Here is a 26,879-nt window from a genome sequence, read left to right as displayed (position 1 = left end):
CAGCAGGCGTGGGAGCCAGAACCAAAATACAAAGAACCAAAAGGTCCCCGCCGGAAAGCGGGGACTTTTTCTATGCAGGAATCCATGCGGGTCATCTCAGGCGGGAATACAGGCAATGCGGCGCGGTTGTGGCATACGCCGCTGCGGACGCGGGCGGCGGTGCGCCCGGCCCTGCGGCAGGGGGCTGCCCTGGCCGTGGGGCTGGCAGGGGGCTGGGCCGTGTTATACGGGGCGCTGCTCCCCTTTGGGCCCGGCTTGGCTTTGGGTCTGGGGGAGGACTGCTTTGCGGCCAGCGCGGCCGGGGCGGCATTGGGGCTGCTGCTCCACGGCTTTGGGGCGCTGAGTTTGCAGAGCATCTGCCTGCTCTGCGGGCTGGGAGCGATCGTGGCGGGCCGCTGGCTCTGGCCGGGGCGCTTTCTCCCGGCGGCAGCGGCAGGCGGGGCCGCGCTGGCGTGCAGTGCGTTCTGCCTCTCCCTTGGGGCGGAGGGCGGCGGCGTGGAACTGCTGCTCTTCTGCGGGGCGGATGCCCTGCTGGCCGGGGCCATCGGCTTTGGGCTGCGGCGCTTCCCGCCCGAAAAGCCCGGCGCGGGCACTCTGCTGCCCGCCATGGCCTGTGCCGCGGCTCTGGGCAGTCTGGCGCTCGGCCCGCTGGTGCTGGGGGTGGCCGCCTGCGCGGCGGCTGAATATCTCCTCTGCTGCCAGGGAAAGGGCCGGGCTGCGCTGGCCCTCTGTGCGGCCACGGGGGCGGCGCTCTGCGCTGTGGACCCGGAACTTGCCCCGGCGGCTGCCGGGCTCTCCTGCGCCACGGGGGCGGCAGCCCTGCTGGCCCCGGGCCGGCGGGTGGAAGCGCTGGCCGCCTACGCGGGCGGCTGCGTGACCGGGGCGCTCTGCGTTCAGCCGCCCGGCAACGCCTTTTCCGCCCTGCTCAGTGCGGGGGCCGGGCTGGGGGTGGTCTGTTTCCTGCCCCGGCAATGGCTGACTCCGGCTGGCCCGGAGGAGCCGCCCGGCGAGACCCCGCAGGAGGAGCGGCCCCGGCTCTCGGTGGCGGCCACCCGGCTGGAAGCCGTGGCCGAGAGCCTTTCCTCGCTGGCTGAGACGGTCAACGAGGTATACGACGCGTTCCCCCGCCGCTGCGAGAACTTCCGCTGGGTCATTGACAACACCCACGACACCCTATGCGCCAACTGCGGGCGGCGCGAATCCTGCTGGAAACAGGAGTATGCCGCCACGTTGGAGGGGATGGAGGCCCTCCGCCCCGTTCTGGAACAGCAGGGCCATCTGGAACCAAACGACCTGCCCGGGCAGCTGTCCCGGTGCATCCACCCGGCGGCGCTCTGCGCCACGGCTGCCCGCTCCTTTGCGCTCTACCGCAGCCGGAAAGAGGCCCATGTCCACGCCGAGGCCCTCCGCACGGCCCTGACCGAGCAGTACAGCGCCGTGGCCGACGCGCTGGGCGTCCTCAGTGAGCAGCTGGGCAGGCCGGGAACCCCGGAACCCTATAAATCCGGGCGGGTGGCGTCGTTTTTTACTTCCCTGGGGGCCCCGCCGCTGGAATGCTCCGTCACGTTGGACGATTTGGGCCGGACCCGGGCGGCGGTGACGCTGCCCCGCACCCGGTTTTCGCCTGCCGAGCTGGCGGCACTGGCGCGGGAGGTGAGCGGGCTTTGCCGCCGGGCCTTTGAGCCGCCGCAGGTGCTCTCCTGCAAGGGGATGACCACCCTGCTCTTCTCGGAAAAGCCTGCCCTCCGGGCCGTGTTCGGGGCAGCTGGGGTAGCGGCCCGGGGGACCATCTCGGGCGATGCGGTCCAGCAGTTCTGCAGCCCGGCAGCGGCCCAGATGATCCTCTGTGACGGCATGGGCACCGGACGCCCCGCTGCCGTGGACGGCAACCTGGCCGCCGAGCTGACAGCCCGCCTGCTCAAAGCGGGCTTTACCGCCGAGCTGGCCGCGCGGCTGGTAAATGTGGCACTGGCCCTCAAAAGCGATGAGGAGAGCGGGGCGACGCTGGACCTCATCAGCGTAGACCTCTACACCGGCACAGCCCGGCTCTTCAAGGCCGGGGCGGCCCCGGGGTTCCTCGTCCACGGGGGCCGGGCCCGGGCCGTGGGAGATGTGAGCCTGCCCATGGGCATTCTGGGCGGTGTGAACGGGCAGAGCCGGATGGTGCATCTGGCCGCGGGGGATTATGCGGTGCTGGTCTCAGACGGGCTGCTGGTGGACGGCCCCGGCTGGGTGGCCCAACAGCTGGAACTCTCAGCGGCGGCGGGAGACGCGCCGGAGAAAATTGCCAGAACGTTGGTGGAGACCGCCCGGGCCCGGGCGGAGAAAGCAGGCCGCCCCGATGACATCACGGCGGCGGTGCTGCGGCTGGAACCAGGTTGAAATATTCATAGAGTGAGGGTATAATAAGTGCATCATCCATCAGGAGGGCGGAAAGCGTGTTGAAGATCACAGTACAGCGGGATGGCACCGGGGACTTTACCACCATCTCGGAGGCAGTGCAGGCGGTGCCCTATGAATGCGAGGCCGAAATTGAGATCGGCCCGGGCATTTACCGGGAAAAGCTGGTCTGCGAAAAACAGAATATCACCCTCCGGGGGGCCGGGGCCGACCAGACCCGCGTCGTGTGGGGAGACGGCGGCAAGCTGCCCCACCCGGACGGCAGGCCGACCCATACGTTCCGCAGCTACACCGCGTTTTTCAGCGGCGAAAATCTCACGGTGGAAGACCTGACCATTGAAAACGATGCGGGCCCCGGGGCACAGGTGGGGCAGGCTGTGGCGGCCTATGTGGACAGCGCCCGGGCGGTGTTTCGCCGGGTGAAGCTGCTGGGCAACCAGGATACCCTCTTCTGCGCCCCGCTGCCGGAAAAAGAGCGGGAGAAAGACGGCTTCCTCGGCCCCCGGGGGCTGGCACCCCGCCGGGCCAGTGCCCAGTATTACCACAAATGCGAGATCGCGGGGGACATTGATTTCATCTTTGGCGGGGCGGATGCCCTGTTTGAGCAGTGCACCCTCCGCACGGTGGACAACCACATCCCCCACAGCTATGTCACGGCCCCCTCGGGGAAAGCCGACGGGCTGGGATTTGTCTTCTGGGACTGCGATTTCGTCTCCGACTGCCCGGCGGGCAGCGTCTATCTGGGGCGGCCGTGGCGCCCTGAGGGCAAAACGGCGGTGCTGGACTGCCGTTTGGGAGCCCACATTGCGCCGGAGGGCTTTTCCCCCTGGAACGACCGCGCGGATACGAACCTGGCAGCCTTTGCCGAGGCGGGCAGCAACGGCCCCGGGGCAGTTCCCCGTCCCGGCTGGGTCCATGCCCTGACGGCTTCGCAGGCAGCGGAGCTGCTGGCCCGTGCCCGCTGCCGCTGCCGCCCCTGAAACCCAAAAGCCCAAAAGAATGAGGAAGTAAATGATGAAGAAGCTCCCCAATGCCGTCAAATGGCTCATCATTGTGGCGGTGCTGGCCGCCATGGCTGCCATGACCTTTGCCGTCAACGACCGGGCCTCCCGGGTGGATATGCCCGCCCCGGACAACACGTTCGGCATCTACCACGTCACCAACTAACGAGAAAACCCCTCCCGGTTGCTGTTCGCACAGAAACCGGGAGGGGTTTTTTAATGGTCGGAAGAGTCCGTGTCCGTCATGATGAACCAGAATGTGGTGCCTTTGCCCACGGTGCTCTGGACACCAAAGCGGAAACCGTGCTGCTGGAAGATGGCCTTGGTGATGGAAAGGCCCAGGCCGGTGCCCTGCTTGCCCGCGTCGGAGCGGGAGCGGTAGTAGCGGTCGAAGATATAAGGCAGGTCCTCCGCCGAGATGCCGGGGCCATGGTCTTCCACTTCCACCCGGACGCCCTCGGGGCATTTGAATGCCCGCAGGAAGAAAAGCCCGTCTTCCCCGATGTGGTGCATGGCGTTGCCCAGCAGGTTGTGCAGGGCCCGCTGCATCATGTCGGGGTCGGCGTAAACGGGAAGCTCCTCTTCGGGCAGCTCCAGCTTGAGTTCCCAGCCGTTCTGGGCGCAGACGGCGTCGTAACGCTCGCTGACCTCGTCGCAGAGCTGGCCCATATCAAAATGCACCCGCTCGCACTGGATGGCACCGCTGGTCACCTTGCTCAGTTCCATCACGCTGGAGACGAGGGCTGTCAGCCGGTCGGCTTCGTCCACGATAATATTCATCTGCTCGTTGCGGTGGGCCTTGTCGTCGCCCGTGATGTCCCGCACCGTCTCGGCGTAGCCCTTGATGAGGGTCAGCGGGGTGCGCAGGTCGTGGGAGACATTGGCCAGCAGGTCCCGCTGCATCTGGGAGGCATGTTGGACTTCCTGCGCCATGTGGTTGAAGTCCTGCGCCAGATCGCCCAGTTCGTCGTTCCGCTTGGAGTCCACCTGTACGTTGTAATTGCCCTGGGCCACCTGCCGGGCCGCGCCGGAAAGCTCCCGCAGGGGCTTGGTGAACCACTCGCTGAACAGCCAGGCCGCCGACATGGAGAACGCAAAGATCAGTGCCGCCGCCAGCGGCAGCACGGTGCTCATCACCCGGCCGGCCTCCGCGACATGCATCAGGCTGGTGGTCACCAGCACCGTATAGCTGCCATCGGAGGTCGTTTTGCCCACCATCAGCTGGACAGAGCCGGAGGGAGTGGGCGGGTTGATCTTCCGCACACAGCTGCCCGTCTCCCGGCAGAGCTGCCGCATGGCGCGGGCCGTGCTGTAGGAGAGCATTTCGCCGCCGGTGTCCGTGGGCTTGGTGCGGTGGAGATTGCAGTAGGAAAGGTTTTCGATCTTGAAGATCTGGCGCAGCGTGGGATCCGAGATGTCCACGCAAAAGCTGCTCATGCCGCTGTTCTCGAAGATCTCAGACCCCAGCTCGTTGAAAAACGTGGTGTTGACATAGAGCTGGCTGCCAAAGCCCCAGTAGGAGAGGGTCTCCCCCTCGGCGATGGCCTTGTCCAGCCGCTCCACAATGGCGTCTGCCTGGGCTGTGAGCTGTTTCTGGATATGGGTGGTATAAAGCGGTTCCAGCAGCCGGGTGCTCAGGAACCAGAACAGCAACAGCAGCAGCAGGCAGATGAAGCACAAAAACCACAACAGCTGCCCGCGGATGCTAATGGTGCGCCGTGTTTTGCGTTTGCTCGTATGCCGCATCAGGAGCAACGCCTCCGCTTACCGGGCTGCGTCGGGGTCGAACTTATAGCCGATGCCCCACACAGTTGCAATATAGCCGCGGCACTTGCCCAGGTGGCCCCGCAGCATCTTGACATGGGTGTCCACGGTGCGGTCCTCGCCAAAGTAATCGTAGTTCCACACTTTCTGCAAAATCTTCTCCCGGCTGAGGGCGATGCCCTTGTTGGAGGCCAGGAAGACCAGCAGGTCAAACTCCTTGGGGGTCAGGCTCACTTCCTCCCCCGAGACGCGGACGGTGTGGCTGGCGGTATCAATGGTCAGCTCCCCAAAGGTCATGGTGCCGTCCGAGCTTTCGGTGTGGGGCATGGTGCGGTTGAGCACGGCCCGCACCCGGGCTACCAGCTCCCGGGGGGAGAACGGCTTGACCACATAGTCGTCCGCGCCGCCCTCAAGCCCGGCCAGCTTATCGTATTCCTCGCCCCGGGCCGTCAAGATGATGACGGGGGTGTTGATGTGGCGGTTGCGCATCTCCCGCAGGCAGGTCATGCCGTCCATAAAAGGCATCATCAGGTCAAGAATGACCAGGTCATACCCGCCGCCGCTCAAAAGGCTCAGGGCCGCGGAGCCGTCACCGGCTTCCTCGCAGACATAGCCCGCATACTGCAAATGCTCCCGGATGAGCTCCCGGATACGGGGCTCATCATCAACGATCAGAATTTTAGCCATAAAAAGTCGCCCTCCTCAAATGTAAAAGGTGCTTTGTTTGTTTTATAGAATGGTCCCAATAGTCCCGATTTTATCTTAATACGACAATTGGAAATTTTTGTGAAGTTTGCGTGAAGCCTTTGGAAAACTCGTGTTTTGCTATAGTATACCACGGAGGAAAAGGCAAAACAATTGCGGCTGCAAAAGGTTTGTGTTATACTAATCTGATAAATCAATTCCCTTTGCAAAGGAAAAAAGCTTATGCGCATCGGACTGGTTGAGTTTCTTTTGATATTGTTCATTGCATCGATCACGGTGGGGCCCCAGGTGGCCCTGTTTGTGGATCGCTGGCTTCGCCGCGCCAACCGTGCCAGCGCGCTGGCCGCCCGCCGCAAGGCCGAGGCGCAGGCCCAGATGGCCATTGAGCGGGAAGCCTTGCTCCACCGGTTCCGGGCGGCCAGCAACGTGTTTGCGGCGCTGGCGGCCGTGGCGCTGGTGTACGCGCTGGTGTTCCGGCCCATCGACACGCCGCCAAAGACCTATGCCGCCCCGGAGAGAGCGGAGCGCGCCGAGCATGTGCGGAGCGTGGACCCCGCCGACGCGCTGAATTTGAGCGCCTATGAGATCGGCACGGCCATCCGGATGCAGGATGGCTGGCTCTATGCGGCGGCAAAGCTGCCCAAGGTAGGCGTTCTGATGCGGATGCAGCCAGACGGCAGTGGGATGAACGAGGTACTGGACGTGGCAGGCGGCGAGATCACAGACCTTGCCTTTGCGCCGGACGGCACCCTTTGGATGACGACGATCGAGGCCGACGGCGGCAAGCTCTGCCGGGTGAGCAACGACCAGTGGGGCGTGACCGTGGAGCCTGTGGTGACCCAGATCGACGGCAAGGCCCTCTCCTGCCCGGCGGCGGTGGCCGTGGGGGCAGACGGGAAAGTCTACTTCACCAATGCGGCGGAGGTCTCCGTGAAGTATGGGCTGGAAAGCGCCCTCCGCACCGAGCTGCTGGCCCATACGGCCACGGGCTGGGTCTATGTCTATGACCCGGTGACCCGGGCCGTGGAGCGGGTGCTGGGCGGGGTGGCCGGGGCCTCCGGGCTGGCTCTCTCGGCGGACGGCGAGACGCTGTACGTCTCCGACCTTGGCAGCCGCTGCATCTGGGCAGTCCCGTCCGGTGGACGGGAGCTGATGGCTGGGGGCAAGGGCTGTGCACAGCTGGCCGCGGGCCTGCCCGGATACCCCGGGGCGCTGGCAGTGGAGGAGGACGGCACGGTCTCGGTGGGCTACCGCTGGGCGCGTTCCGCCTGGCTGGAAGACCACGCCGACGGCACCCTGCTGCGGGGTGCCGCCCTCCGGCTGAGTGAATCCATGCAGGAACGGCTGTTCCAGATGCCGGACGATGGCATCTGCGCCGAGCGCTTTGGCCCGGACGGGGCGCTGCTTGCCTCCTACGGCGGCAAGGCACTGGGCGGTGTCCTTGCCCTCTGCCCGGCGGAGAACCGGGTGTATCTGGGCGTGGCCGGTGAAACGAAGATCCAATGGGTAAGAATTTAAAACCGAGGTGTTTTAGAATGACGGAAGCGTTCAAACAACAAATCGAACAGGAAGCCCGGCAGGCGGTCACGGAGCTGCTGGAGCAGGCAAAGCTGAAAAAGGGCGATGTCTTTGTGGTGGGCTGCTCGTCCAGTGAGATCGTGGGCGGGCACATCGGCAAGGATTCCAGCCTGGAAGCGGCGCAGGCCGTGTACGCGGGCATTGCCCCGGTGCTGGCGGCGCAGGGCATCTGGCTGGCGGCCCAGTGCTGTGAGCACCTCAACCGTGCGATTATCATCGAGCGGGAAGCCGCCGAACGATACGGCTGGGAGGAAGTCTGTGTGGTGCCCCGGCCCCACGCGGGCGGCAGCTGGGCCACCACCTGCTGGAAGCAGTTCCATGACCCGATCGCCGTGGAAGAGATCAAGGCCCATGCGGGCATCGACATCGGCGGCACTCTCATCGGGATGCACCTCAAGCGGGTGGCCGTGCCGGTGCGCCTGAGCCTGAATCAGATCGGCGAAGCAAACATTCTCTGTGCCCGCACCCGCCCCAAGCTCATCGGTGGTGAGCGCGCAAAATATACCGAGGAGGATTGACCTATGGCGGAAAAGACACTGGAAGAAATGCGGGAAGCGGTGGAAGAGATCCGCGCCAAGATGGCGGCAGCCGCCCGGGAAGCGGGCCGCGACCCGGCAGCTGTGCAGCTCTGTGCCGCCTGCAAGACCCGCACAGCGGACATTGTTGCCGCCAGTGCAGCCCTGCCCATTGATGTGTTTGGCGAGAACCATGTGCAGGAGCTCTGCGCCAATTTTGACGCCGGGGCCTACTGCGGCAAGCCCAGCCATTTCATCGGCCATTTGCAGACGAACAAGATCAAAAAGGTGCTGGGCCGTGCCAGCCTCATCCAGAGCGTGGACAGCGAGCACCTGCTGGCCGCCATTGAAAAAGAGGCTGCCAAGGCTGGCATCGTGCAGAACGTGCTGCTGGAAGTGAACATCGGCGGTGAGGAGTCCAAGACCGGCGTTTCCCCGGAACAGCTCTGGCCGCTGCTGGATGCCGCCGCCGCCCAGGAGCACATCCGGGTCAAGGGCCTGATGGCCATTCCCCCGGTGAACAACGACGACGCCCAGAACCGCCGCTACCTGGCCCAGGTGTACAAGCTGTTTGTGCAGGCCGGGGAGCGGGGCTACCAGAATGTGGCCATGGAGACCCTTTCCATGGGGATGAGCGGCGATTTTGAGAATGCCATCCGGGAGGGCGCTACCCTCGTCCGCATCGGCACCGCCATCTACGGCGAACGAGATTATAGTAAAAAAGCATAAAAAGAAAGAGGAATTATGCCTAAAACGACCATCCATGACCCCGGTGCGCACCATACCAGCAGCGGGGCTCTCATCCGGCGCTTTCTGCCCTATCTGGCCAAGTACAAAAAGGTGCTGTTCATCGACCTGTTCTGTGCAGCCCTGACCACCATGTGCGATATCATCCTGCCCAAGATCATGAGCACCATTACCAACTCCGCCATGGGTGTGGGCATCACGCTGACAGCCCAGATCGTGTTCAAGCTGGCAGCGCTCTACTTCGTGCTCCGCGTCATTGACGGAGCGGCGCAGTATTTTATGTCCGGCATCGGCCATATTATGGGCGTGCATATTGAAACCGATATGCGCAAGGACGCCTTTGACCATCTGCTGCTGCTGGACCACACCTACTACAACAACACCAAGGTGGGCACCATCATGGGCCGCATCACCAACGACCTGTTTGACGTGACCGAGTTTGCCCACCACTGCCCGGAGGAGTTCTTCATTGCGGGCATCAAGATCCTGGCCTCGTTCCTCATCCTGTGCCAGGCCAGTATCCCCTTGACGCTGGCGGTGTTTGCCTGCGTGCCCCTGATGGGCGTGGTGTCGGTCTACCTGAACCAGCGCCTGCGGGCCCGGTTCCGCCAGCAGCGTGTCCAGATCGGTGAGCTGAACGCCACCATCGAGGACAGCCTGCTGGGCCAGGGCGTCGTCAAGGCCTTTGCGGCGGAAGAGCAGGAGCGGGCCAAGTTCGAGCAGGGCAACCGGGATTTTGAGCAGATCAAAACGCTGGGCTATTACGCCATGGCGGCGTTCAATACCTCCACCCGCCTGTTTGACGGCCTGATGTATCTGGTGGTCATTCTGGCGGGCGGTCTCTCGCTGGTGTACGGCAAGATCAGCGCGGGCGATCTGGTGGCCTATGTGCTGTATGTGTCCACCCTGATCGCCACCATCCGCCGCATCGTGGAGTTTGCGGAGCAGTTCCAGCGCGGCATGACGGGCATTGAGCGCTTTGCTGAGATCATGGACACCCCTGTTCCCATCCACGATGCCCCGGACGCCAAGCCTCTCCAGCCCGGCCCCGGTGCGATCCGGTTTGAGGATGTCAGCTTTGAGTACCCGGACGACCACAATAAAGTCCTGCACCACGTCAGTCTGGACATCAAAGCTGGCGAGCGGCTGGCGCTGGTAGGCCCCTCCGGCGGCGGCAAAACGACGCTGTGCAACCTCATCCCCCGCTTTTATGATGTGACCAGCGGCCGTATCCTCATTGACGGACAGGACATCAGCAAGGTGACCATCAAGAGCCTGCGGGAGGACATCGGCATCGTCCAGCAGGACGTGTACCTGTTCAGCGGCTCGGTGGCGGATAATATCGCTTACGGCAAGCCCGGTGCCACCCGGGAGGAGATCGTCGAAGCGGCCCGTCTGGCGGGCGCGGAGCGCTTTATTCTGGCCCTGAAAGACGGCTTTGACACTTATGTGGGGGAGCGGGGTGTCAAGCTCTCGGGCGGCCAGAAGCAGCGCATTGCCATTGCCCGGGTCTTCCTCAAGAACCCGCCCATCCTCATTCTGGACGAGGCCACCAGCGCGCTGGACAACGAGAGTGAGATCCTCGTAGGCCAGAGCCTCGAAAAGCTGGCCCATGGCCGCACGACCCTGACCATCGCCCACCGGCTGACCACGATCAAGAACTACGACCGCATCCTCGTTCTCGGTGCCGAGGGCATTGAGGAAGCCGGCACCCACGAGGAGCTGCTGGCAAAGCAGGGGGGTTACTACCGCCTGTGGAACCAGCTCCCCGGCGAGGATACGCTGTAACAGGAGGAAAACCAGATGACAGAACGCGAAAAATGGGAAGCGGGCCTGTGGTACGACGCCAATTTTGATGAGGAACTCCGCATCGAACGCGAAAAGGCCGAAGAGCTGTACACCGAGTTCAACCAGACCCGCCCCTCCCAGAAAGAAAAGCGGGCCGAGCTGCTGCACAAGCTGCTGCCCGGCATGGCGGAAGATGTGGTGATCCTGCCGCATTTCTACACGGACTACGGCTACAACTGCGTCATTGGCGCAGGCAGTTATCTCAACCACGGGGCCTACCTGATGGACTGCGCCAAGATCACCATTGGACAGCACTGCTTCATCGGCCCCGGCTGCGGCATGTACACGGCCATCCATCCCATCCTGCCGCAGGAGCGCAACAGCGGGATGGAGCTGTGCAAGCCCATCACGCTGGGCGATAACGTCTGGCTGGGTGGCGATGTAACCATTCTGCCCGGAGTCACCATCGGTTCCAATACGGTCATCGGGGCCGGGAGCGTGGTGGTGAAAGACATCCCCTCCGGTGTCGTCGCCGTGGGCAACCCCTGCAAAGTGGTGCGCCCCATTACGGAGGAAGACAGCATCTACTTCCACAAAGATTAAACAGACAAAACAAAAAGCGGGACCGCTGAATTTTCAACGGTTCCGCTTTTGTTTGTGGAAAACTTTGCGTTATGCGCCCACGATCAGGCGGACAGCGCCATAAATGCCGGCATCATTGCCGAGGCTGGCCTGCTTGATGGGGGTCTCACGGCAGGATTTGAACGCATACTCCTGGAAGTGCTTGTTCAGCGGGGCAAAGAGGACGTCCCCGGCGCGGGCAACACCGCCGCCCACCAGGAATGCCTCGGGGTCTACTGTGGAGGCAATGTTGGCCAGAGCCATGCCCAGCGTGTCGGACATCTCATCCACCTCGCGGGCGGCGAGAGCGTCGCCATTGCGGGCAGCGTCAAAGACGTCCTTGGCGGCAAACTCGGTGCCGCGGAGCACGCAGGGGGTGTCCGGGTTCTCGTCCAGCAGTTTCTTCATGCAGCGGACCACGCCGGTGGCGCTGGAATACTGCTCCAGACAGCCCCGCTTGCCGCAGCCGCAGACGGCCGTTTCGTGGCGGTTGACCGTGATGTGGCCGATCTCGCCGCCCGCGCCGTGCACACCGTCAATGACCTTGCCATTGACGACGACACCGCCGCCCACGCCGGTGCCCAGCGTGACCATGACGGCATTTTTGGCACCCTTGGCAGCGCCCATCCAGATCTCACCCAGGGCGGCGACGTTGGCGTCGTTGCCCACCAGAACTTTCAGGCCGTCCAGCAGGCCGGAGAGCTGGGCGGAAACATTCCGCTCGCCCCAGCCGCCGAGGTTGGCGCAGACGATGGGGACGATGCTGGAGTCCAGCACCGGGCCGGGCACGCCAATGCCCACGCCCTCTACCTGCTCGGGCTGGATGCTCTGCTCTTTCATCTTGCCCAGGACGGCAGCGGCCAGATTTTCCAGGATGTGCTCGCCTGCATGGGAGGTGTCGGTGGCAACTTCCCACTTTTCCAGCAGAGCGCCGGAGGTGGTGAACAGACCGATCTTGGCGGTGGTGCCGCCAAGGTCAATGCCGAATGCGTACTCTTTCATGATTCATTTACCCCTTTACTGCGGCGGACACACCGCCGGATTTTATTGATAATAGTATAACATAGTTCAGGGGATAAAAAAAGGCCCTCCCTTGCGGGAGAGCCGGAAAGCCTTGGGGAAATTATTCGTCGTCCTCGGTGTCGTCGTCTTCGGCCTCGTCATCCGATTTCGGCTTGTAGAAGACGCCGCTCAGGAAGATGCTGATGAAATACAGCAGCACCATGGGGAGCGCCACCATGCACTGGGACACGATATCGGGCGGGGTGACCACAGCTGCAATGAAGAAGATGCAGACGATGGCGACGCCTCGGGCTTTCTTGAGCAGCTCCGGGTAGATGATGCCCATTTTGGACAGGATGATCGTGACCAGAGGCATCTCAAACACACAGCCAAAGATCACGAACATGGTCAAACAGAGGTTGACATAGCTCTCAATACTGGTGGTGGTCTGGATGTAATCAGCGCCCTCAATGCCCGTGCTCAGGAAACGGAGCATGAACGGCATCATCAGCTTGTAGGCAAACAGCACGCCCACGCAGAACAGTGCCAGGCCCAGCAGGATGACCAGCTTGAGGAAGAACGTCTCGCTCTTTTTCAGGCCGGGCTTTGCAAAGGCGTAGATCTGGTACAGCGCCACGGGCACCGTGATGACGAATGCCGCCAGCAGAGACACGCGGAAATACTGCATCAGCTTTTCCTGCGGGGCAATGGAAACAAAGGTGTAATAACCCTGGCCCATCGCCGTCAGGATATCAATGAGGCGGTCCGCATACATCAGGGTGATGACCACGGAAACCACAAACACCACCGCGCAGATGATCAGCCTGTTCCGCAGCTCTTTCAGATGCCCGGTCAGCGTCATGCTGCCGTCGTCTTCCATGACTTCGGCTTTCTTTTTGCGCTTCACGTTTGTAGCCACAATTACTCCTCGTCGTCTTTCTTCTCGGTCTTGGTCTCAGCCTTGGAGGTGTTCTCTTCCTCCTCGCCCTCTTCCATGCCCTTCTTGAAGTTGTTCATGGTCTTGCCAAACATCTTGCCCAGCTTCGGCAGGTTTTTGGGTCCAAAGATCAGCAGAGCAACGACCAGGATGATAAGCAGCTCGTTCGTACCAATACGCATAATAAAAATCTCCTTTTTACTTTTGCCGCGCCGTGTGGCGGGCGGATTCCAATGTATTCGGCAACCGCAGGCGCGGGTGCATCAAAATAGAGGGATACGGGGCAAAGGCAGCTCAGACCTTTGCTTCTTCAGCCGGGGCAGCTTCCTCCGCGGCCGGGGCGGCGGCAGGCTCTGCAGCTTCGGCAGGAGCGGCTTCGGGAGCGGCCTCGATCGGCTTCTCCTCTGCCTTGGGCTCCTCAGCGGATTTCTCTTCTGCGGTTTCCGTGGCAGGAGCGGCTTCGGCGGGCTTTTCCTCAGGCTTTGCGGCGGGGGCAGTGTCTTCCAGCTCCTCTACCTCTTCCAGCTCGGTCACTTCCTCTGCCTGCTCGGCCTTGGCGGCTTCTTCCTTGCTGGTCTTGCCAATGCCCGTAAAGCTCTTGGTCACGTCCTTGACGCTGTTGTCGATATCCTTTTTGATATCGGTCAGCGGAGCAACGGCTTCCTTGAGGGGGGCCTGGATCTCATTCAGCGGCTCGACCACGTTTTTCTGGATCTCCTCGGAGGCAGCGCCGGTGTATTTCTTCAGCTCACGGAGCATTTTGCCCAGTTTCTGTGCATAAACGGGCAGCTGATCCGGGCCGATGAAGACAAACGCGACCACCACGATGACCACGAGTTCCCAAAAACCAATTTTCATAGCGTTCCAATTCCTTTCCTGTGCCAGCGGGGCCGGCAGGGCTTTTTGTCCAGTATAACAGATTGTGCGGCGGTTTGCCAGAGCAGCGGGCCCGGAATCGGGCCGGATGGTTCATTTTTTGGGCACACCGTGCTATACTGGGCGGGGCAAAGGCGCTCTGCGCGCCGACGTTGCCATACATATACCGGAAGTGCATGAACACTACATGAATTTATTATGAATTATTTATGAACAAGTGGACGCTTCCTGCAAATTTGTCAACATATAAGATATTTTTCAATAAAAATTACAGAAAGGATAACCAAAACATGAAAACACTCTATGCAGCCCGCTTTGCACGGGTGACCGAAAACCTTGCCAGACAGGGCCTGACCCAAATGATCGTCAGCGACCCGCCCACGATCTTTTATCTGACCGGGGTGCGCATCCAGCCCGGCGAGCGGATGCTGGCTCTGCTGCTCCGGGCCGACGGGAACCACCGTTTCTTCGTCAACGCGCTGTTCGGCACGCCGGAGGCAGGCATCCCGGTGGAAAACTACTCGGACGGCGAGGACGCCCCGGCAAAGCTCCTGCCCTGGCTGGAACGGGACAAGCCTCTGGGCATTGATAAGAATTGGCCCGCCCGGTTCCTGCTCCGGCTGATGGAGCTGGACGCGGCACCCGCTTACCGCAATGCTTCCGCCGCCTGCGACGATGCCCGCGCGGTGAAAGACGCTGCCGAGCAGGAGGCCATGCGGGCTTCCTCCAAGGTCAACGATGACTGCATGTCGGAGTTTGAGGCTCTCATCCGCCCCGGCATCACCGAAAAAGAGATGGCCGAAGCCATCCGGGGCATCTATGCGGCCCACGGCTGTTCCGGGGTCAGCTTTCCCCCCATCTGCGGTTTTGGCGCTCATGCGGCAGACCCTCACCACGACAACGACGACACCCCGCTGGAGGCGGGCCAGTGCGTCCTGATCGATGTGGGCGGCGTGTATCAGGATTACTGTTCCGATATGACCCGGACGTTCTTTACCGGGGAGCCCAGCGAGGAGGAGCGTAAGGTCTATGAGCTGGTGCGGCAGGCACAGGCCGCCGCCGAAGCACTGGTCAAGCCGGGCGTCCGTCTCTGCGATCTTGACGCTGCGGCCCGCGACCTTATTACCGAAGCCGGCTATGGCCCCTACTTCAATCACCGCCTGGGCCACTTCATTGGTCTGGAAGACCACGAGGCCGGTGACGTCTCGGCGGTGAACGAGAATGTCGTCACCCCAGGCATGTGCTTCTCCATCGAGCCGGGCATCTACCTCCCCGGCAAGTTCGGCGTCCGGATCGAAGATCTGGTCCTCGTCACCGAGGACGGCTGTGAGGTGCTGAACCATTATCCGCATGAGCTGCGGGTGCATCCGTTCTAAGCAAAAAAGAAAACCCGCCGTCGGCGGGTTTTCTTTTTCGTGTTTATCCGAGCACGGAATGCCGGTAAGCAATGGCGTTCTGGATACGGTCGGCTTCCTCTTTGCCGGCCAGCTGGCGCACCAGCTCCAGCGCAAAGGGGATGGCACCGCCCAGACCGTAGCTGGTGGTGAGGTTGCCGTCCACCACGACCTCTTCATCGTGGACGATGGCACCGGCCAGCTGATCCTGGAACCCGGCGTGGGCCGTGGCGTTTTTGCCCTCCAGCAGGCCCAGCGAGGCCAGAACGCTGGGGGCGGCGCAGATGGCGGCTACCTTTTTGCCCGCGGCGGCAAAGGCCTTGCAGGTCTCGGTGACGGTCTTGTTGGCGGCCAGGTTGGGGGTGCCCGGGATGCCGCCGGGCAGTACGACCAGATCGACATCCGAGTAATCCACGTCCTCGGCCAGTGCATCGGCGGTGAGGTGGATCTTATGGCTGCTCACCAGCTCTTTGCGGCCCATGGCGGACGCAACGGTCACTTCGACTTTCGCGCGGCGGAGCAGGTCGATGACAAGGAGTGCCTCGCACTCTTCGGTGCCGTCGGCAAAAAATACAACTGCTTTGCTCATAATCACTACCTCCTAAGCCTCGGTCTTGTCGGCGGGGGCGGTGCCCTCTTCCAGCAGGCGGCGCAGCACGCTGTCGTCCCGGCTCAGGACGCGGCTCACCCGGCTGATGATGGCACTGGATGCGCCAATGTTGCCCATGATGCTGGTGTAGCTCTGCTTGTTCATCAGCTTTTCAGCGATGTTATAGCGCTGTTCCATGGCGCTGAGCTCGGCGTAACTGCACACATCCTGTAAAAAGCGGTAGCACTCCTCCGGCGTCTTCAGCTCCAGAAGAGCGGAATACAGGCCGGATTTTCCGGTGGGATGATCTTTTGCCATAAAGCTTTCCTCCCCTGATGGCATCTTGCGTCAGGCCCGCAGAAAGGGCACTTCAATACACTACTTTATTGTAGTGCAAGCGCGGCAAAAAAGCAATGGCTATTTTGCAGTTTTTACAGCATCCGCTCAAAAATGAGCTGGCCGGGCAGCCGCGTGGTCTCGTCCTCCTCGGCGGGGCCCAGCAGGCGGTAGCCTTTGGCCTTGAAGAACTGCTGCACGGGCAGGGCCTTGGCGTGGACGGTGCACCACACCCGGCCACGGCCCTCGCCCCGGGCCAGGCGTTCACAGCTGGCCACGATGTCCCGGCCCAGTGCTTTGCCCCGGAACTCCGGCTTGAGGTAGAGGTGGAGCAGGTGGAGAGAGGTATTTTCCATCTTCCAGGCAAAGTAGCCGATGACCTTGCCGCCCAGCAGCACGAGGAAGTAGTTGACATCGTTGTCAATGTCCTCCTCAATGGCGTCGGCGCTCTGCAGGGTGTCCACCAGCGTGTCCAGCTGCCTGGCGGGGTAATAGCGCTTGTACACCTCGTGCCAGAGCTCGCTGGCGAGGTCGGCAGTGGTGTGGATATATTTGGCTTTTGCCACAAGTTTGTAATCGGGTTTCATAGTTCTCCTTTGTTGTCGGTGGGTTCCGGCGGGCCCATGGGGCTTTCTGCCCCTTATTGTACCACGGTTTGCGGAAAATTCCAAACAAAAAGGCTGCTGCGCCTTTGCGGGTGCAGCAGCCTTGCATGTCTTTCAGGACATCCTGACGGGGTGTGTTTTACAGCGCAGCCTTATAGTTGTGATGAGTGGAGCTGTAGTTCACAACTGCTTCCATCAGGGTGACAGGCCACAACAGGGCCTTGACCAACATCTCAGCCGGCTTGACACATACCGTCTCCATGCTGCCAATACCGAACAGAACCAGACATGCGATACCGAAACCCAGAATGTAGTAGTACATCATCAAACCTCCTATATTTTTCCTGCCCCGCGGTGGTTCCGCAGAGGCATGTTGCAATGTGATCTTGGAGCGTCTTCCGCTCCTCTGTGACCCTATCATACTCCAGCCATGCGATAAAGTCAATAGCCGAAATCGTGAAAGAAATTAAAGCTTGCTCTGAAATCTGGTAACTGTATTGAAATAAAGCAAACAAAAACGCTTTACTTTATCACGGTAAAGCTCTGAACAAAACTGACCTTGCAGCGGAAACAGTTTGTTCACAAAATCGGGCGAAATCAGGGCGAAAAAGGCGTTTTGTTTTTATATAAAAAACAGTATGAGTTTTTCGGGTGCGCGGCTGTTTTTCGCGGAGAGACGGGCGGGAGAGAACGGCGCGCGGAAGAGTGGGTAAAAATGCACAAAGAATCATAAAAAAATTATCAAAAACCATTCTTGTTGCTGCGGCGAAAATGCGCTATAATATAGATATTCAATTGGAAAGGAGATCGCAGCTATGGCAAAGGCAGCACAAGTTGTATTATTGGAAAACGAGTATTACCTCATCAAGGCCCCGAATGGAAAGGTGTTGGAAGTCAAAAACTTCAATACGGAAAACGGCGCTGCGATCCGTCTTTGGGATTATGCAGGCCACCCCTGGCAGCAGTGGAAGTTCGTGGACGCCGGGGACGGACGCTGGCGGATCGAAAACCGCTTTACCGGCAAGATGATCGATCTGGCCCTGGGCGGCGTGGTGGAGGGCACCTGGCTGCACCAGTGGAGCCGCACCAGCGGCCTGAGCCAGTGCTGGGCGCTGGAACCCACCCGCGGCGGGCGCACCCGCATCCGCAATGTGCTGGCCGACAAGTACATCGACCTGGTGGGCATGAACACCGCCAACGGTGCCCAGGCCCAGATCTGGAATTATGTCTCCGGCGGCAATCAGGAGTGGAACCTGGTCCGGGTGGACGCGGACGCAAAGCAGACCTTTGCTCGCCCTGAGGAAGCCCGGGACCCGGAGCCTACCCCCTCTCAGCGCAAGCACCAGAACGATCTGGTCCGCAAGCTGAACAACGCAGGCAAGGGCCGTGCGGCACGCAAAGGCTGAGCCGGATCAAAACAGAATTTGAAAAGCAAAAGAGGCGTCCCGCAGGGGCTTTCCTGTGGGACGCCTTTGTGATGAATCAAAAGGAGGACCGCGATGAATCTCGGAAGCTTTATGGACCCGGAATACCCCATTTTCAGCACCACGCTCTGCTATCTGGAGCGGGAGGACGCCTACCTGATGCTCCACCGCGTGAAAAAGCAGGATGACTACAACCACGATAAATGGGTGGGTGTCGGCGGCAAATTTGAGCGGTTCGAGAGCCCGGAGGACTGCCTGCTCCGGGAGGTGCGGGAGGAAACGGGCCTGACCCTGACCCGCTGGCGCTGCCGGGGGCTGCTGACATTCCTCTGGGGCAATATGACCGAGTTCATCCACCTCTACACGGCGGACCGCTGGGAGGGCAAGATGATAAAGGGCGACGCCTGTAAGGAGGGCGTGCTGGAATGGGTGCCGAAAGAAAAGGTGACAAGCCTGCCCATCTGGGAGGGAGATAAGATCTTCTTTCGGCTTCTGAAAGAAGAACGGCCCTATTTCTCCCTGAAGCTGGTGTATGAGGGGGACACGTTAAAACAGGCGGTGCTGGACGGAAAAGCGCTCTGACGCCTCAATGGGGCTGCTTCGGGTCACAGAGGGATATCCGGCCCGTCGGCCAGTTGGATAAAAGCTTTCATTTCCCGGGTGCAGCACTTATCTTTGTGGTAAAACATCTGGCGGTACATGGTCAGCTGGAAGTCCGAAACTTCCAAAATGCGCAGCTGCCCCTTTGCGGCGGATTCGGCCACCGCAAAGCGGGGCAGCAGGGAGATCCCGGAAGAATGTTCCAGCATCTTGATGATAAATGCGGTATCGCTGATCTCAAGGCTGGGGGTCAGTTCGACCTGATGGGAAGCGAGAAATTTATCGAAAGTGCGGCGGTAGTTTGCGTTGCGCTCGGTCAGGAAGAACGGTTTGTCCAGCAGTTCGGCCACCCGGTAAGGGCCGGGATGGCCGAGGTCGATGTTCGGCGTTGCCACAAACACCACTTCTTCCGGCACTTCGTTGCACTTGTGCCAGTTATTGGAGTAGCGGGGTTCGTCCAGAATGCAGATAAGATCCACTTCTCCCTGCTCCATTTTTTCAATCAGCTCCTCCGGGGAACCGGTGGTGACCCGCAGGCCGACCTTGGGGTGCTCCAGCCGGAACTGGCGGATCAGCCCGGGCAGGCGGAAAAAGCAGAGAGACTCCAGCGTGCCGATGTGCAGGCTGCCGCCCAGCTCGGCATTTTCGTTCAGTGCCTGGCGGGCGCTTTGGATGGTATCCAGAATACTGTTGGCATATTCCAGAAAACGCTGGCCGTCCACGGTCAGAAGGACCCGCTTGTTCATGCGGTCGAACAGGCGCACGCCCAGCTCTTCTTCCAGTGCCTTGATCTGTACCGTTACAGCGGACTGAGAATAGCCCAGAGACTCTGCCGCCTTGGAAAAACTCTGGAACTGAGCCGCGCGGATCAGGGTATTCAGCTGACGAACTTCCATCGCAGAACTCCTTTTTGCTATAAAAATTTTTAATCCATAAATTTATTTTTATGAATTTGAATCATGCGTATGTCTATGTTAAACTAAAGACGTCAACACGTCAAGTAAAATTTTGGCGTATCATGAAAAAGACTGGCTGTGCAGGCTGAGGTGAAGAGAGCGCCATCAGGTGCTGCACGGGAACCAGGAAAGCAAAAGGAGGAAAATTATTTCTATGGAAAAGAAAAAATTCAAGCTTGGGCTGCTGCCGAAGCTGCTCATTGCCATCGTGCTGGGCATCATCGTCGGCCAGTTCTTCCCGGTGTGGTTCTGCCGGGTCATTGTCACTGCATCCAGCATCTTCAGCTCGTTCCTGAAGTTCGTCATCCCGCTGATGATCGTGGCCTACGTCACCATGGGCATTGCGGATCTGAAGAGCGGTGCAGGCAAGCTGCTGCTCATCACGGTAGCATTGGCCTACGGCTCCACCCTGATCGCAGGCTCGGCATCCTATCTGGTGTCTGCAAACCTGTTCCCCAGCTTCATGAGCGAAGGCGCGCTGGAGCAGATCGCCGCCACGGCTGACAACTCTCTGGCCAGCTACATCTCCATCTCCATCCCGCCCATTCTGGACACCCTCTCTGCCGTGGTGCTGGCCTTTGTGCTGGGCCTGTGCATGTCCACCTTGCGCGGCAAGACCATCGGTGATACACTTTACAACGGCATGAAGGACTTCTCCGGCATCATCGATCAGGTGCTGCACAGCGTCATCATCCCGCTGCTGCCCCTGTACGTCTGCGGTACCTTCATCGACATGACCAAGTCCGGCAAGACCTTTGCCATTCTGGGCATCCTGTGGAAGGTGTTCCTGGTGGTCATCATCATGCACCTGATCTGCATCTTCATCCAGTTCTGTGTCGCAGGCGCTGTGGGCCACAAGAACCCCCTACAGCTCATCAAGAACCAGATCCCCGGCTACACCACCGCACTGGGCACCCAGTCCTCTGCAGCTACCATCCCGGTCAACCTGCAGTGTGCCGCGGCGGACGGCGTGAGCGAACAGATCCGTAACTTTGTCGTGCCTCTGTGTGCCAACATCCACATGGCAGGTTCCATGATCACCATTACCGCGTGTGCTACCGCTGTCTGCCTGATGAATCAGCTGCCCATCAGCCTGGGTACCGTGGTACCGTTCATCATGACTCTGGGCGTTGCCATGGTGGCTTCTCCCGGTGCTCCCGGCGGCTCCATCATGACGGCTCTGCCCTTCCTGTACATGATCTTCGGTGCAGAGGCAGGCGACCCCAACGGCCCCATCTGCGCCATCATGGTGGCACTGTACATCACCCAGGATTCTTTCGGCACTGCCTGCAACGTCTCCGGCGACAACGCCATCGGCGTGATCGTGGAGACCATTTACCAGAAGTTCATCAACAAGAGCAGCGCAAGCGTCTGATGCGCGGCGCGGCTCTTGACCTGACAGGAGTGACACCCCATGGCATTTATCAGTGTTTTTGATGTTCTGGGCCCGAACATGATCGGCCCTTCCAGCTCCCACACCGCAGGTGCGGAGATCATCGCCTTTCTGGCACAGAAGATGATCGCCCCGCCGCTGAAGCGGGTGGACTTTACCCTCTACGGTTCCTTTGCCAAGACCTACCACGGCCATGGCACCGACCGCGCTCTGCTGGGCGGCATCATGGGCTTTTCGGCCGATGATACCCGCATCCGGGAGTCCTTTGCGATTGCCACCGAGCGGGGTCTGGCCTACAGCTTCACCCCCAATGAAGCGGAGACAGACATCTACCCCAATACGGTAGATATCCGCATGGAAAACGCCGCCGGTCGGGTGATGACGGTGCGGGGAGAGTCGCTGGGCGGCGGCAAGGTGCGTATTGTGCGGATCAACGGCGTGGAAGTGGACTTTACCGGCGAGTATAACGCCCTCATTGTGGTACAGCAGGACAAGCCCGGCGTGGTGGCTCATATCACGAAAATTCTCAGTGACCGCGGTGTGAACATTGCATTTATGCGCCTGTTCCGCGTGGAAAAAGGTCATACCGCCTACACCATCGTGGAGTCGGATGAACGCCTGCCCGAGGGCGTGGATCAATTACTGCTGGAAAACCCGAACATCCGTGATGTGATGGTCGTACAGCAGTAAGGAGGGAACACAGGATGAACATGGATTTCAAATCTGCAGAAGAGCTGCTGAATCTGTGCGAAGAAAACCAGCTGCCGATTTCTGAGGTGATGCGCCAGCGCGAGTGTCTGCTGGGCGAAGTACCCCGGGATTCTGTAAATCACCGCATGGGAAAGGCATGGGAGATCATGCGCTCTTCCGCCACCCAGCCGCTGAAAAAGCCCATCAAATCCATGGGCGGGCTCATCGGCGGGGAGGCGAAGAAGCTGGAAGCACACGATGCAAAAAATAAGAGCATCTGCGGCGACGTGCTGGAAAAAGCCATTACCTATGCCATGGCAGTGCTGGAAGTAAACGCTTCCATGGGCCTGATCGTGGCCGCGCCTACTGCAGGTTCTGCCGGTGTGGTGCCAGGTATGATGCTGGCCCTGCAGGAGTGCTACCGGATCTCTGACCAGCGCATTGTGGATGCATTGTTTAACGCCGGAGCCGTGGGCTATCTGGCCATGCGCAATGCAACCGTAGCCGGAGCCGTGGGCGGCTGCCAGGCAGAGGTAGGCGTTGCATCCGCTATGGCCGCGTCCGCTGCCGTGGAGCTTATGGGCGGCACGCCGCAGCAGTGCCTGGATGCGGCTTCCACTGTGCTCATGAACATGCTGGGCCTTGTGTGCGACCCCGTGGGCGGCCTGGTGGAGTACCCCTGCCAGAATCGCAACGCTGCCGGTGTGGCCAATGCCCTCGTTGCAGCGGAACTGTCCCTGAGCGGGATCCGCCAGCTGATCCCCTTTGATCAGATGCTGGATACCATGTATGCCGTGGGCAAACGTCTGCCTGCCGAGCTGCGCGAAACAGCACAGGGCGGCTGCGCCACCACCCCCGCAGCCTGCGCGGCCTGCGGCCTGTGCGGCTGAGAAAAATCGTTAAAAAATGAGGCAGGATTCCCGGGAAAAGGGATATCCTGCCTCATTTTTGGCTTTTTGGGTTTTAGTTCAGTTTCAGGTCGTTCTCTTTGATCCAGCCCAGCTTACGCTCGATCTCACAGAAGATCACGCTCAGGACAGCGGGGAGGACGAAGCAGACGAGGACCAGCGCGGCCCAGTCCATCGGGGTGATGGCGGCCTTGGTGCCGGCGGCAATGTCGTTGATCCAGCCGGTGTAAACGCCGATCTGGCCCACCAGACCGCAGGTGCCCATACCGGAGGAGACGGCGGCACCGTTCATCTCCAGGTGGAACACGCAAGTGGCCAGAGGGCCGGTGATGGCGCTGGCCAGCGTGGGGGCAATCCAGATGCGGGGATTCTTGACGATGTTGCCCATCTGGAGCATACTGGTGCCCAGGCCCTGGCTGATGAGGCCGCCCACGCCGTTTTCCTGAAAGCTCATCACGGCAAAGCCCACCATCTGGGCGCAGCAGCCCGCCACGGCGGCACCTCCGGCCAGACCCGTCAGGCCCAGGGCCGCGCAGATGGCAGCGGAGGAGATGGGCAGGGTCAGCGCCACGCCCACGATGACCGAGACGAGGATGCCCATGACGAACGGAGCCTGCTCGGTGGCCCACATGATGAGGGTGCCCACCTGGCTGGCCGCCGCGCCGATGGGGGCGGCGATCAGCATGGAGAGGCCGACGCCCGCAAAGATCGTGACCAGCGGGGTGACAAGAATGTCGATCTTGGTCTCCTTGCTCACGGCCTTGCCCAGCTCTGCCGCCACAATGGCGATGATGAGGACGGCCAGCGGGCCGCCGGCTCCGCCCAGCGCGTTGGAGGAGTAGCCTACCGTGACCAGGCTGAACAGCACCAGCGGCGGGCAGTGGAGTGCCCAGCCGATGGCCACGGCCATGGCCGGGCCGCTCATGGCCGTGGCATAGCCGCCCAGGTCCACCAGCACGTCCAGCCCGGTCTGCTGGCCCAGTGTTTTGATGATGGTGCCGATGAGCAGGCTGGCAAACAGGCCCTGCGCCATGGCACCCAGCGCCTCAATGAGGTAGCGCTGCGGGGTAATGACGATGTCTTTTCGTCTTAAGAAATCTTTTACATTTGACATATTGCTTCCGCCTTTCCGTACGGTGTGTTCACAGTGCAGCAAAGCTGCATGTCCATCATGATACCATACACATGTCAAGACAGCAAGAGGAAAATTGAAAAAAGAGAAGAAATTGCATCTTTTTTGCGCGGCAGGTGCAATTTTTGCGTGTTCTGGTTCGTATTCTGGATGGAGCGTTTTCTCTTGGCCCAAAAAACCGGATTTGCAGTGCTGCTTCTGTGGCGCGGAACATTGACGGGAGCTTGGGTTTGGGTGTATACTAAAGAGGTCAAAATAGCGTTATCGGAATGCTCCGGGGGCCGCAGGGCGGCCCTGTGAAAATAAACGGGCGATGCAGGCCCGATCAGGCTGGAGGCAAGCAGGCGACATGAAACAGAACACTTCAAACTCGGCAAAGAAAGGCGCGCGGCGCGGCGCGGGCCAGGCCGTGGCAGCCATGGTCATGGCGCTTGCGGTTGCTGTGGGCGGCGTGGGCACTACGGCCCTGCTGGCAGCCCAGCCGGTGGGCCTGACCGTGGAGCCCTCCACCATCCAGTGGGAGGACGACTCCACCCAGACCAGCACCCATCAGAACCAGAAAAAACAGGAGCAGAAAAAGCCCACGGTCAAGGCGGAGAGCGAAGCTGCAACGGAGCAGCCCGCAGAGTCCAAAGCCGAGAGCACGGCAGCTTCTGTGGAAGAAAAAGCTGAATCCGCAGCGCCCAGCGTGAGCGAGGCGGCATCTTCCGAGGCTGCGCCCGGTGAGCCTGCGCAGGAGCCCGCTCCCGCAGACCCCATGGCGGGCGATGGCACCGGGCTGGAACAGGAGAACGCGTTCCCCGTTTTCCAGCAGGAGACCGATGAACTGGCTGCGGAAGACCCCCTGAGCCCCCGGGTGGAGAATACCGCCATGGATGGGGCCGCGGACACGGCCGTGAGCACCGCCGGGGTCAACTCGGTGGAAGACGCGCTGGCCGAGGCCCAGATCAAAGATGAAAACGGCACCATCCTGCTGACGCCGGAGGAGATCCGGGCCGCGCTGGATGCCGGCACGCTGGATGAAGACAGCATCGACGCCCAGTGTCTGGCCGACGAGAACGGCCTGTTGAGCTGGCTGTGGAAGTGGCTGTTTGGCAAAAAAGAGGATAACACCCCTGCCCCGGTCTACTCCGGCTGGCGGACCGTGAACGGCAAGACCTATTATTATGACCAGAACACCAACAAGCCGGTCACGGGCATCCAGTCCATTGACAACAAGCTCTATTATTTTGATGCCGATGGTGTGCAGCAGAGTGCAAAGTTCGGCATTGATGTCTCCAAATACCAGTCCAACATTGATTTTGAAAAGGCCAAAAAGGCAGGCGTGGAGTTCGTCATCATCCGCATCGGCTACCGTGGCTATGGCTCCGGCACGCTGGTGCTGGACCCGATGTTCGAGCAGCATTTCACCAACGCCCGGAACGCGGGCCTGAAAGTGGGCGTCTACTTCTTCAGCCAGGCCGTCAATGAGAACGAGGCACGGGAGGAAGCCCAGGGCTGCTGGTATGTCCTGAACAGCCGCAAGCTGGATTACCCCATCTACTTTGATTCCGAGGCTTCTGGCGGCTCCAATGGCCGCGCCGATGGTTTGGGTGTCACCGACCGCACCAAGTGCGCCATTGCGTTCTGTGAGGAGGTCAAGGCGCTGGGCTACCAGCCGGGCGTGTACGCCTCCACCCGGTGGTTCCGCAACCGGCTGGATCTGAGCCAGCTGAGCCAGTACTCCATCTGGAACGCCCATTATAACGTGGCCAGCAGCCCCATCCCCTGCCAGATGTGGCAGGGCACCTGCACGGCCCGTATCCCCGGCTATAACGGCCAGATCGATGTGAACATCAGCTACATGGGCTGACGCCCTGAAAGAAAAACAGCGCTGCATCCAACCGGACGCGGCGCTGTTTTTTGCATATCATATAAAAATTCCCCGCGGGGGACACGGTCAGACCCTGCGCGGGGAGAGGTTCGGTAAACTTTTGCGGGACGGTTACTTCGTCCACTTGCGGAACTCGTCGTCGGTGCACTTGACGTAGTGGCTGCCGCTGACGTGGTGGTTGGTGCCCTGGGTGTAGTCGATGCCGGAAGTGGCGTAGTCGTACGTCTCTGCCACGCGGCGCTTCTCGACCACGGGGTTGGGCAGCGGGATGGCGGACAGCAGGCTGCGGGTGTAGGGGTGGATGGGATTTTCAAAAATCTCTTCCGTGGTGCCCGTCTCCAGCAGGTGGCCCAGATGGAGCACACCGATGCGGTCCGAGATGTACTTGACCATGGACAGGTCGTGGGCAATGAACAGGTAGGCCGTGCCGGTCTCCTGCTGGATGTCTTTCATCAGGTTGACCACCTGGGCCTGGATGGACACGTCCAGTGCCGAGATGCACTCATCGGCAATGATGAGCTTGGGGTTCATGATGAGGGCACGGGCGATGCCCACACGCTGGCGCTGGCCGCCCGAGAACTGATGGGGGTAGCGCTCGGCGTGCTCCGGAGCCAGACCGACCTTGGCCAGAATGGCCTCGACCTTGGCGCGGCGCTCCTCCTGATTCTGATACATGTGGTGGATGTCCAGTCCCTCGCCGATGATGTCCTCCACCTTTTTGCGGGGGTTCAGGGAGGCCATGGGGTCCTGGAAGATCATCTGCATCTGGGTGCGCAGGGTGCTGTTCTGGCTGTGGTTCAGCCTGCCGCTGATATCCTGCCCGTCAAAGGTGATCTTGCCTGCGGTGGGGTCGTACAGCCGGATGATGCTGCGGCCGATGGTGGACTTGCCCGAGCCGGACTCGCCCACCAGACCGTACGTTTCACCGGGATAAATTTCAAAGCTGACATCGTCCACAGCCTTGATGGTAAAGTTTTTGTTTACCTTGAAATATTGCTTCAAGCCCTCGACTTTCAGCAGAGGGGTAGCACTTTGAGCTGCCATG

The 26,879-nt window shown here is 60.8% G+C and carries 28 protein-coding genes; 15 read left to right on the top strand and 13 right to left on the bottom strand.

Annotated features, from left to right (window positions below; genetic code table 11):
- Positions 1-72 precede the first annotated feature (72 nt).
- From C4N22_RS06580 to C4N22_RS12880, 3 genes are read left to right on the top strand one after another with little or no spacing between them, the layout of a single operon-like run.
- Positions 73-2,382 carry a serine/threonine-protein phosphatase gene (locus tag C4N22_RS06580; protein WP_242980974.1) on the top strand — a complete coding sequence of 770 codons (2,310 nt, stop codon included), beginning with the start codon at positions 73-75 and terminating at the stop codon, positions 2,380-2,382.
- A gap of 56 nt (positions 2,383-2,438) precedes the next feature.
- A complete protein-coding gene (locus C4N22_RS06575; protein ID WP_112115529.1) occupies positions 2,439-3,380 on the top strand; it encodes a pectinesterase family protein in 942 nt (313 codons plus the stop codon).
- Positions 3,381-3,411: 31 nt separating this feature from the next.
- Positions 3,412-3,567 (top strand): hypothetical protein, encoded by a 156-nt coding sequence (locus tag C4N22_RS12880; RefSeq protein WP_181567189.1) that lies wholly within the window; start codon positions 3,412-3,414, stop codon positions 3,565-3,567.
- 50 nt (positions 3,568-3,617) lie between these two features.
- Here the strand turns inward: C4N22_RS12880 and C4N22_RS06570 are convergent, their stop codons facing one another.
- Positions 3,618-5,147, bottom strand: a complete 1,530-nt coding sequence (locus C4N22_RS06570; protein ID WP_112148395.1) for a sensor histidine kinase — start codon at positions 5,145-5,147, stop codon at positions 3,618-3,620.
- 18 nt (positions 5,148-5,165) lie between these two features.
- A complete protein-coding gene (locus C4N22_RS06565) occupies positions 5,166-5,852 on the bottom strand; it encodes a response regulator transcription factor (protein ID WP_022256900.1) in 687 nt (228 codons plus the stop codon).
- A gap of 240 nt (positions 5,853-6,092) precedes the next feature.
- Here C4N22_RS06565 and C4N22_RS06560 point away from each other — a divergent pair, with 240 nt between their 5' ends.
- Genes C4N22_RS06560 through C4N22_RS06540 form a run of 5 tightly spaced genes read left to right on the top strand, consistent with a single transcriptional unit; the run spans position 6,093 to position 11,101 of the window.
- Positions 6,093-7,388: an SMP-30/gluconolactonase/LRE family protein gene (locus C4N22_RS06560; protein WP_112148394.1), complete on the top strand. Its 1,296-nt coding sequence runs from the start codon at positions 6,093-6,095 to the stop codon at positions 7,386-7,388.
- A gap of 17 nt (positions 7,389-7,405) precedes the next feature.
- The gene (locus tag C4N22_RS06555; RefSeq protein WP_112115526.1) at positions 7,406-7,966 is read left to right on the top strand and encodes a TIGR01440 family protein; all 561 of its coding nucleotides are present in this window, start codon (positions 7,406-7,408) and stop codon (positions 7,964-7,966) included.
- Between the two features lie 3 nt (positions 7,967-7,969).
- Positions 7,970-8,692: a YggS family pyridoxal phosphate-dependent enzyme gene (locus C4N22_RS06550; protein WP_112148393.1), complete on the top strand. Its 723-nt coding sequence runs from the start codon at positions 7,970-7,972 to the stop codon at positions 8,690-8,692.
- Positions 8,693-8,707: 15 nt separating this feature from the next.
- A complete protein-coding gene (locus C4N22_RS06545) occupies positions 8,708-10,498 on the top strand; it encodes an ABC transporter ATP-binding protein (RefSeq protein ID WP_112148392.1) in 1,791 nt (596 codons plus the stop codon).
- Positions 10,499-10,513: 15 nt separating this feature from the next.
- Complete coding sequence (locus C4N22_RS06540) at positions 10,514-11,101, top strand: sugar O-acetyltransferase (protein WP_112148391.1); 588 nt, start codon at positions 10,514-10,516, stop codon at positions 11,099-11,101.
- A 69-nt stretch (positions 11,102-11,170) separates the two neighbouring features.
- Here C4N22_RS06540 and C4N22_RS06535 read toward each other — a convergent pair whose 3' ends face one another.
- The 4 genes from C4N22_RS06535 to C4N22_RS06520 form a co-directional block, all read right to left on the bottom strand.
- Positions 11,171-12,121, bottom strand: coding sequence for an ROK family glucokinase (locus C4N22_RS06535; protein WP_112148390.1), 951 nt, complete (start codon positions 12,119-12,121; stop codon positions 11,171-11,173).
- Between the two features lie 121 nt (positions 12,122-12,242).
- Positions 12,243-13,040, bottom strand: coding sequence for a twin-arginine translocase subunit TatC (gene tatC / locus C4N22_RS06530; RefSeq protein ID WP_112148389.1), 798 nt, complete (start codon positions 13,038-13,040; stop codon positions 12,243-12,245).
- A 2-nt stretch (positions 13,041-13,042) separates the two neighbouring features.
- Entirely contained in the window at positions 13,043-13,240 is a 198-nt protein-coding gene (gene tatA / locus C4N22_RS06525; protein ID WP_022256908.1) for a twin-arginine translocase TatA/TatE family subunit, read from the bottom strand.
- A gap of 112 nt (positions 13,241-13,352) precedes the next feature.
- A complete protein-coding gene (locus tag C4N22_RS06520) occupies positions 13,353-13,916 on the bottom strand; it encodes a twin-arginine translocase TatA/TatE family subunit (RefSeq protein ID WP_022256909.1) in 564 nt (187 codons plus the stop codon).
- A gap of 308 nt (positions 13,917-14,224) precedes the next feature.
- Here C4N22_RS06520 and C4N22_RS06515 point away from each other — a divergent pair, with 308 nt between their 5' ends.
- Positions 14,225-15,310 (top strand): M24 family metallopeptidase, encoded by a 1,086-nt coding sequence (locus C4N22_RS06515; protein ID WP_112148388.1) that lies wholly within the window; start codon positions 14,225-14,227, stop codon positions 15,308-15,310.
- 43 nt (positions 15,311-15,353) lie between these two features.
- Here C4N22_RS06515 and C4N22_RS06510 read toward each other — a convergent pair whose 3' ends face one another.
- The 4 genes from C4N22_RS06510 to C4N22_RS06495 form a co-directional block, all read right to left on the bottom strand.
- Positions 15,354-15,917 carry a DJ-1 family glyoxalase III gene (locus C4N22_RS06510; protein ID WP_022256911.1) on the bottom strand — a complete coding sequence of 188 codons (564 nt, stop codon included), beginning with the start codon at positions 15,915-15,917 and terminating at the stop codon, positions 15,354-15,356.
- Between the two features lie 12 nt (positions 15,918-15,929).
- Positions 15,930-16,235, bottom strand: a complete 306-nt coding sequence (locus C4N22_RS06505) for a YerC/YecD family TrpR-related protein (protein ID WP_112148387.1) — start codon at positions 16,233-16,235, stop codon at positions 15,930-15,932.
- A gap of 113 nt (positions 16,236-16,348) precedes the next feature.
- Positions 16,349-16,840: a GNAT family N-acetyltransferase gene (locus C4N22_RS06500; protein WP_112148386.1), complete on the bottom strand. Its 492-nt coding sequence runs from the start codon at positions 16,838-16,840 to the stop codon at positions 16,349-16,351.
- A 157-nt stretch (positions 16,841-16,997) separates the two neighbouring features.
- Complete coding sequence (locus C4N22_RS06495) at positions 16,998-17,183, bottom strand: hypothetical protein (protein WP_242980973.1); 186 nt, start codon at positions 17,181-17,183, stop codon at positions 16,998-17,000.
- A gap of 490 nt (positions 17,184-17,673) precedes the next feature.
- Between C4N22_RS06495 and C4N22_RS06490 the strand changes: the two genes are divergently transcribed.
- Together C4N22_RS06490 and C4N22_RS06485 are read left to right on the top strand one after the other, a co-directional pair.
- Positions 17,674-18,264 (top strand): RICIN domain-containing protein, encoded by a 591-nt coding sequence (locus C4N22_RS06490; RefSeq protein WP_112148385.1) that lies wholly within the window; start codon positions 17,674-17,676, stop codon positions 18,262-18,264.
- Positions 18,265-18,357: 93 nt separating this feature from the next.
- Positions 18,358-18,864, top strand: a complete 507-nt coding sequence (locus tag C4N22_RS06485) for an NUDIX hydrolase (protein ID WP_112148384.1) — start codon at positions 18,358-18,360, stop codon at positions 18,862-18,864.
- Positions 18,865-18,887: 23 nt separating this feature from the next.
- Here the strand turns inward: C4N22_RS06485 and C4N22_RS06480 are convergent, their stop codons facing one another.
- On the bottom strand, positions 18,888-19,778 hold the full coding sequence (locus C4N22_RS06480; protein WP_112148383.1) for a LysR family transcriptional regulator: 891 nt from the start codon (positions 19,776-19,778) through the stop codon (positions 18,888-18,890).
- Positions 19,779-19,992: 214 nt separating this feature from the next.
- Between C4N22_RS06480 and C4N22_RS06475 the strand changes: the two genes are divergently transcribed.
- The 3 genes from C4N22_RS06475 to sdaAA are packed head-to-tail and all read left to right on the top strand — an operon-like array spanning position 19,993 to position 22,811.
- Positions 19,993-21,213: a dicarboxylate/amino acid:cation symporter gene (locus tag C4N22_RS06475; RefSeq protein ID WP_112148382.1), complete on the top strand. Its 1,221-nt coding sequence runs from the start codon at positions 19,993-19,995 to the stop codon at positions 21,211-21,213.
- A 39-nt stretch (positions 21,214-21,252) separates the two neighbouring features.
- Positions 21,253-21,921, top strand: coding sequence for an L-serine ammonia-lyase, iron-sulfur-dependent subunit beta (gene sdaAB, locus C4N22_RS06470; RefSeq protein WP_112148381.1), 669 nt, complete (start codon positions 21,253-21,255; stop codon positions 21,919-21,921).
- A 14-nt stretch (positions 21,922-21,935) separates the two neighbouring features.
- Entirely contained in the window at positions 21,936-22,811 is an 876-nt protein-coding gene (gene sdaAA, locus C4N22_RS06465; protein ID WP_431602780.1) for an L-serine ammonia-lyase, iron-sulfur-dependent, subunit alpha, read from the top strand.
- Between the two features lie 73 nt (positions 22,812-22,884).
- Here sdaAA and C4N22_RS06460 read toward each other — a convergent pair whose 3' ends face one another.
- Positions 22,885-23,943: a PTS transporter subunit IIC gene (locus tag C4N22_RS06460; RefSeq protein ID WP_112148380.1), complete on the bottom strand. Its 1,059-nt coding sequence runs from the start codon at positions 23,941-23,943 to the stop codon at positions 22,885-22,887.
- A gap of 367 nt (positions 23,944-24,310) precedes the next feature.
- Between C4N22_RS06460 and C4N22_RS06455 the strand changes: the two genes are divergently transcribed.
- A complete protein-coding gene (locus C4N22_RS06455; protein WP_112148379.1) occupies positions 24,311-25,813 on the top strand; it encodes a GH25 family lysozyme in 1,503 nt (500 codons plus the stop codon).
- A 132-nt stretch (positions 25,814-25,945) separates the two neighbouring features.
- On the opposite strand, the gene C4N22_RS06450 is transcribed toward C4N22_RS06455, so the two are convergent.
- On the bottom strand, positions 25,946-26,878 hold the full coding sequence (locus tag C4N22_RS06450; protein ID WP_112148378.1) for an ABC transporter ATP-binding protein: 933 nt from the start codon (positions 26,876-26,878) through the stop codon (positions 25,946-25,948).
- Between the last annotated feature and the right edge of the window lies 1 nt (position 26,879).

The organism is Faecalibacterium prausnitzii, assembly GCF_003287495.1.
GTDB lineage: Bacteria > Bacillota > Clostridia > Oscillospirales > Ruminococcaceae > Faecalibacterium > Faecalibacterium prausnitzii_I.
The sequence above is the reverse complement of the archived record's forward strand: the minus strand, read 5'-3'. Positions and strand labels throughout refer to the sequence as shown.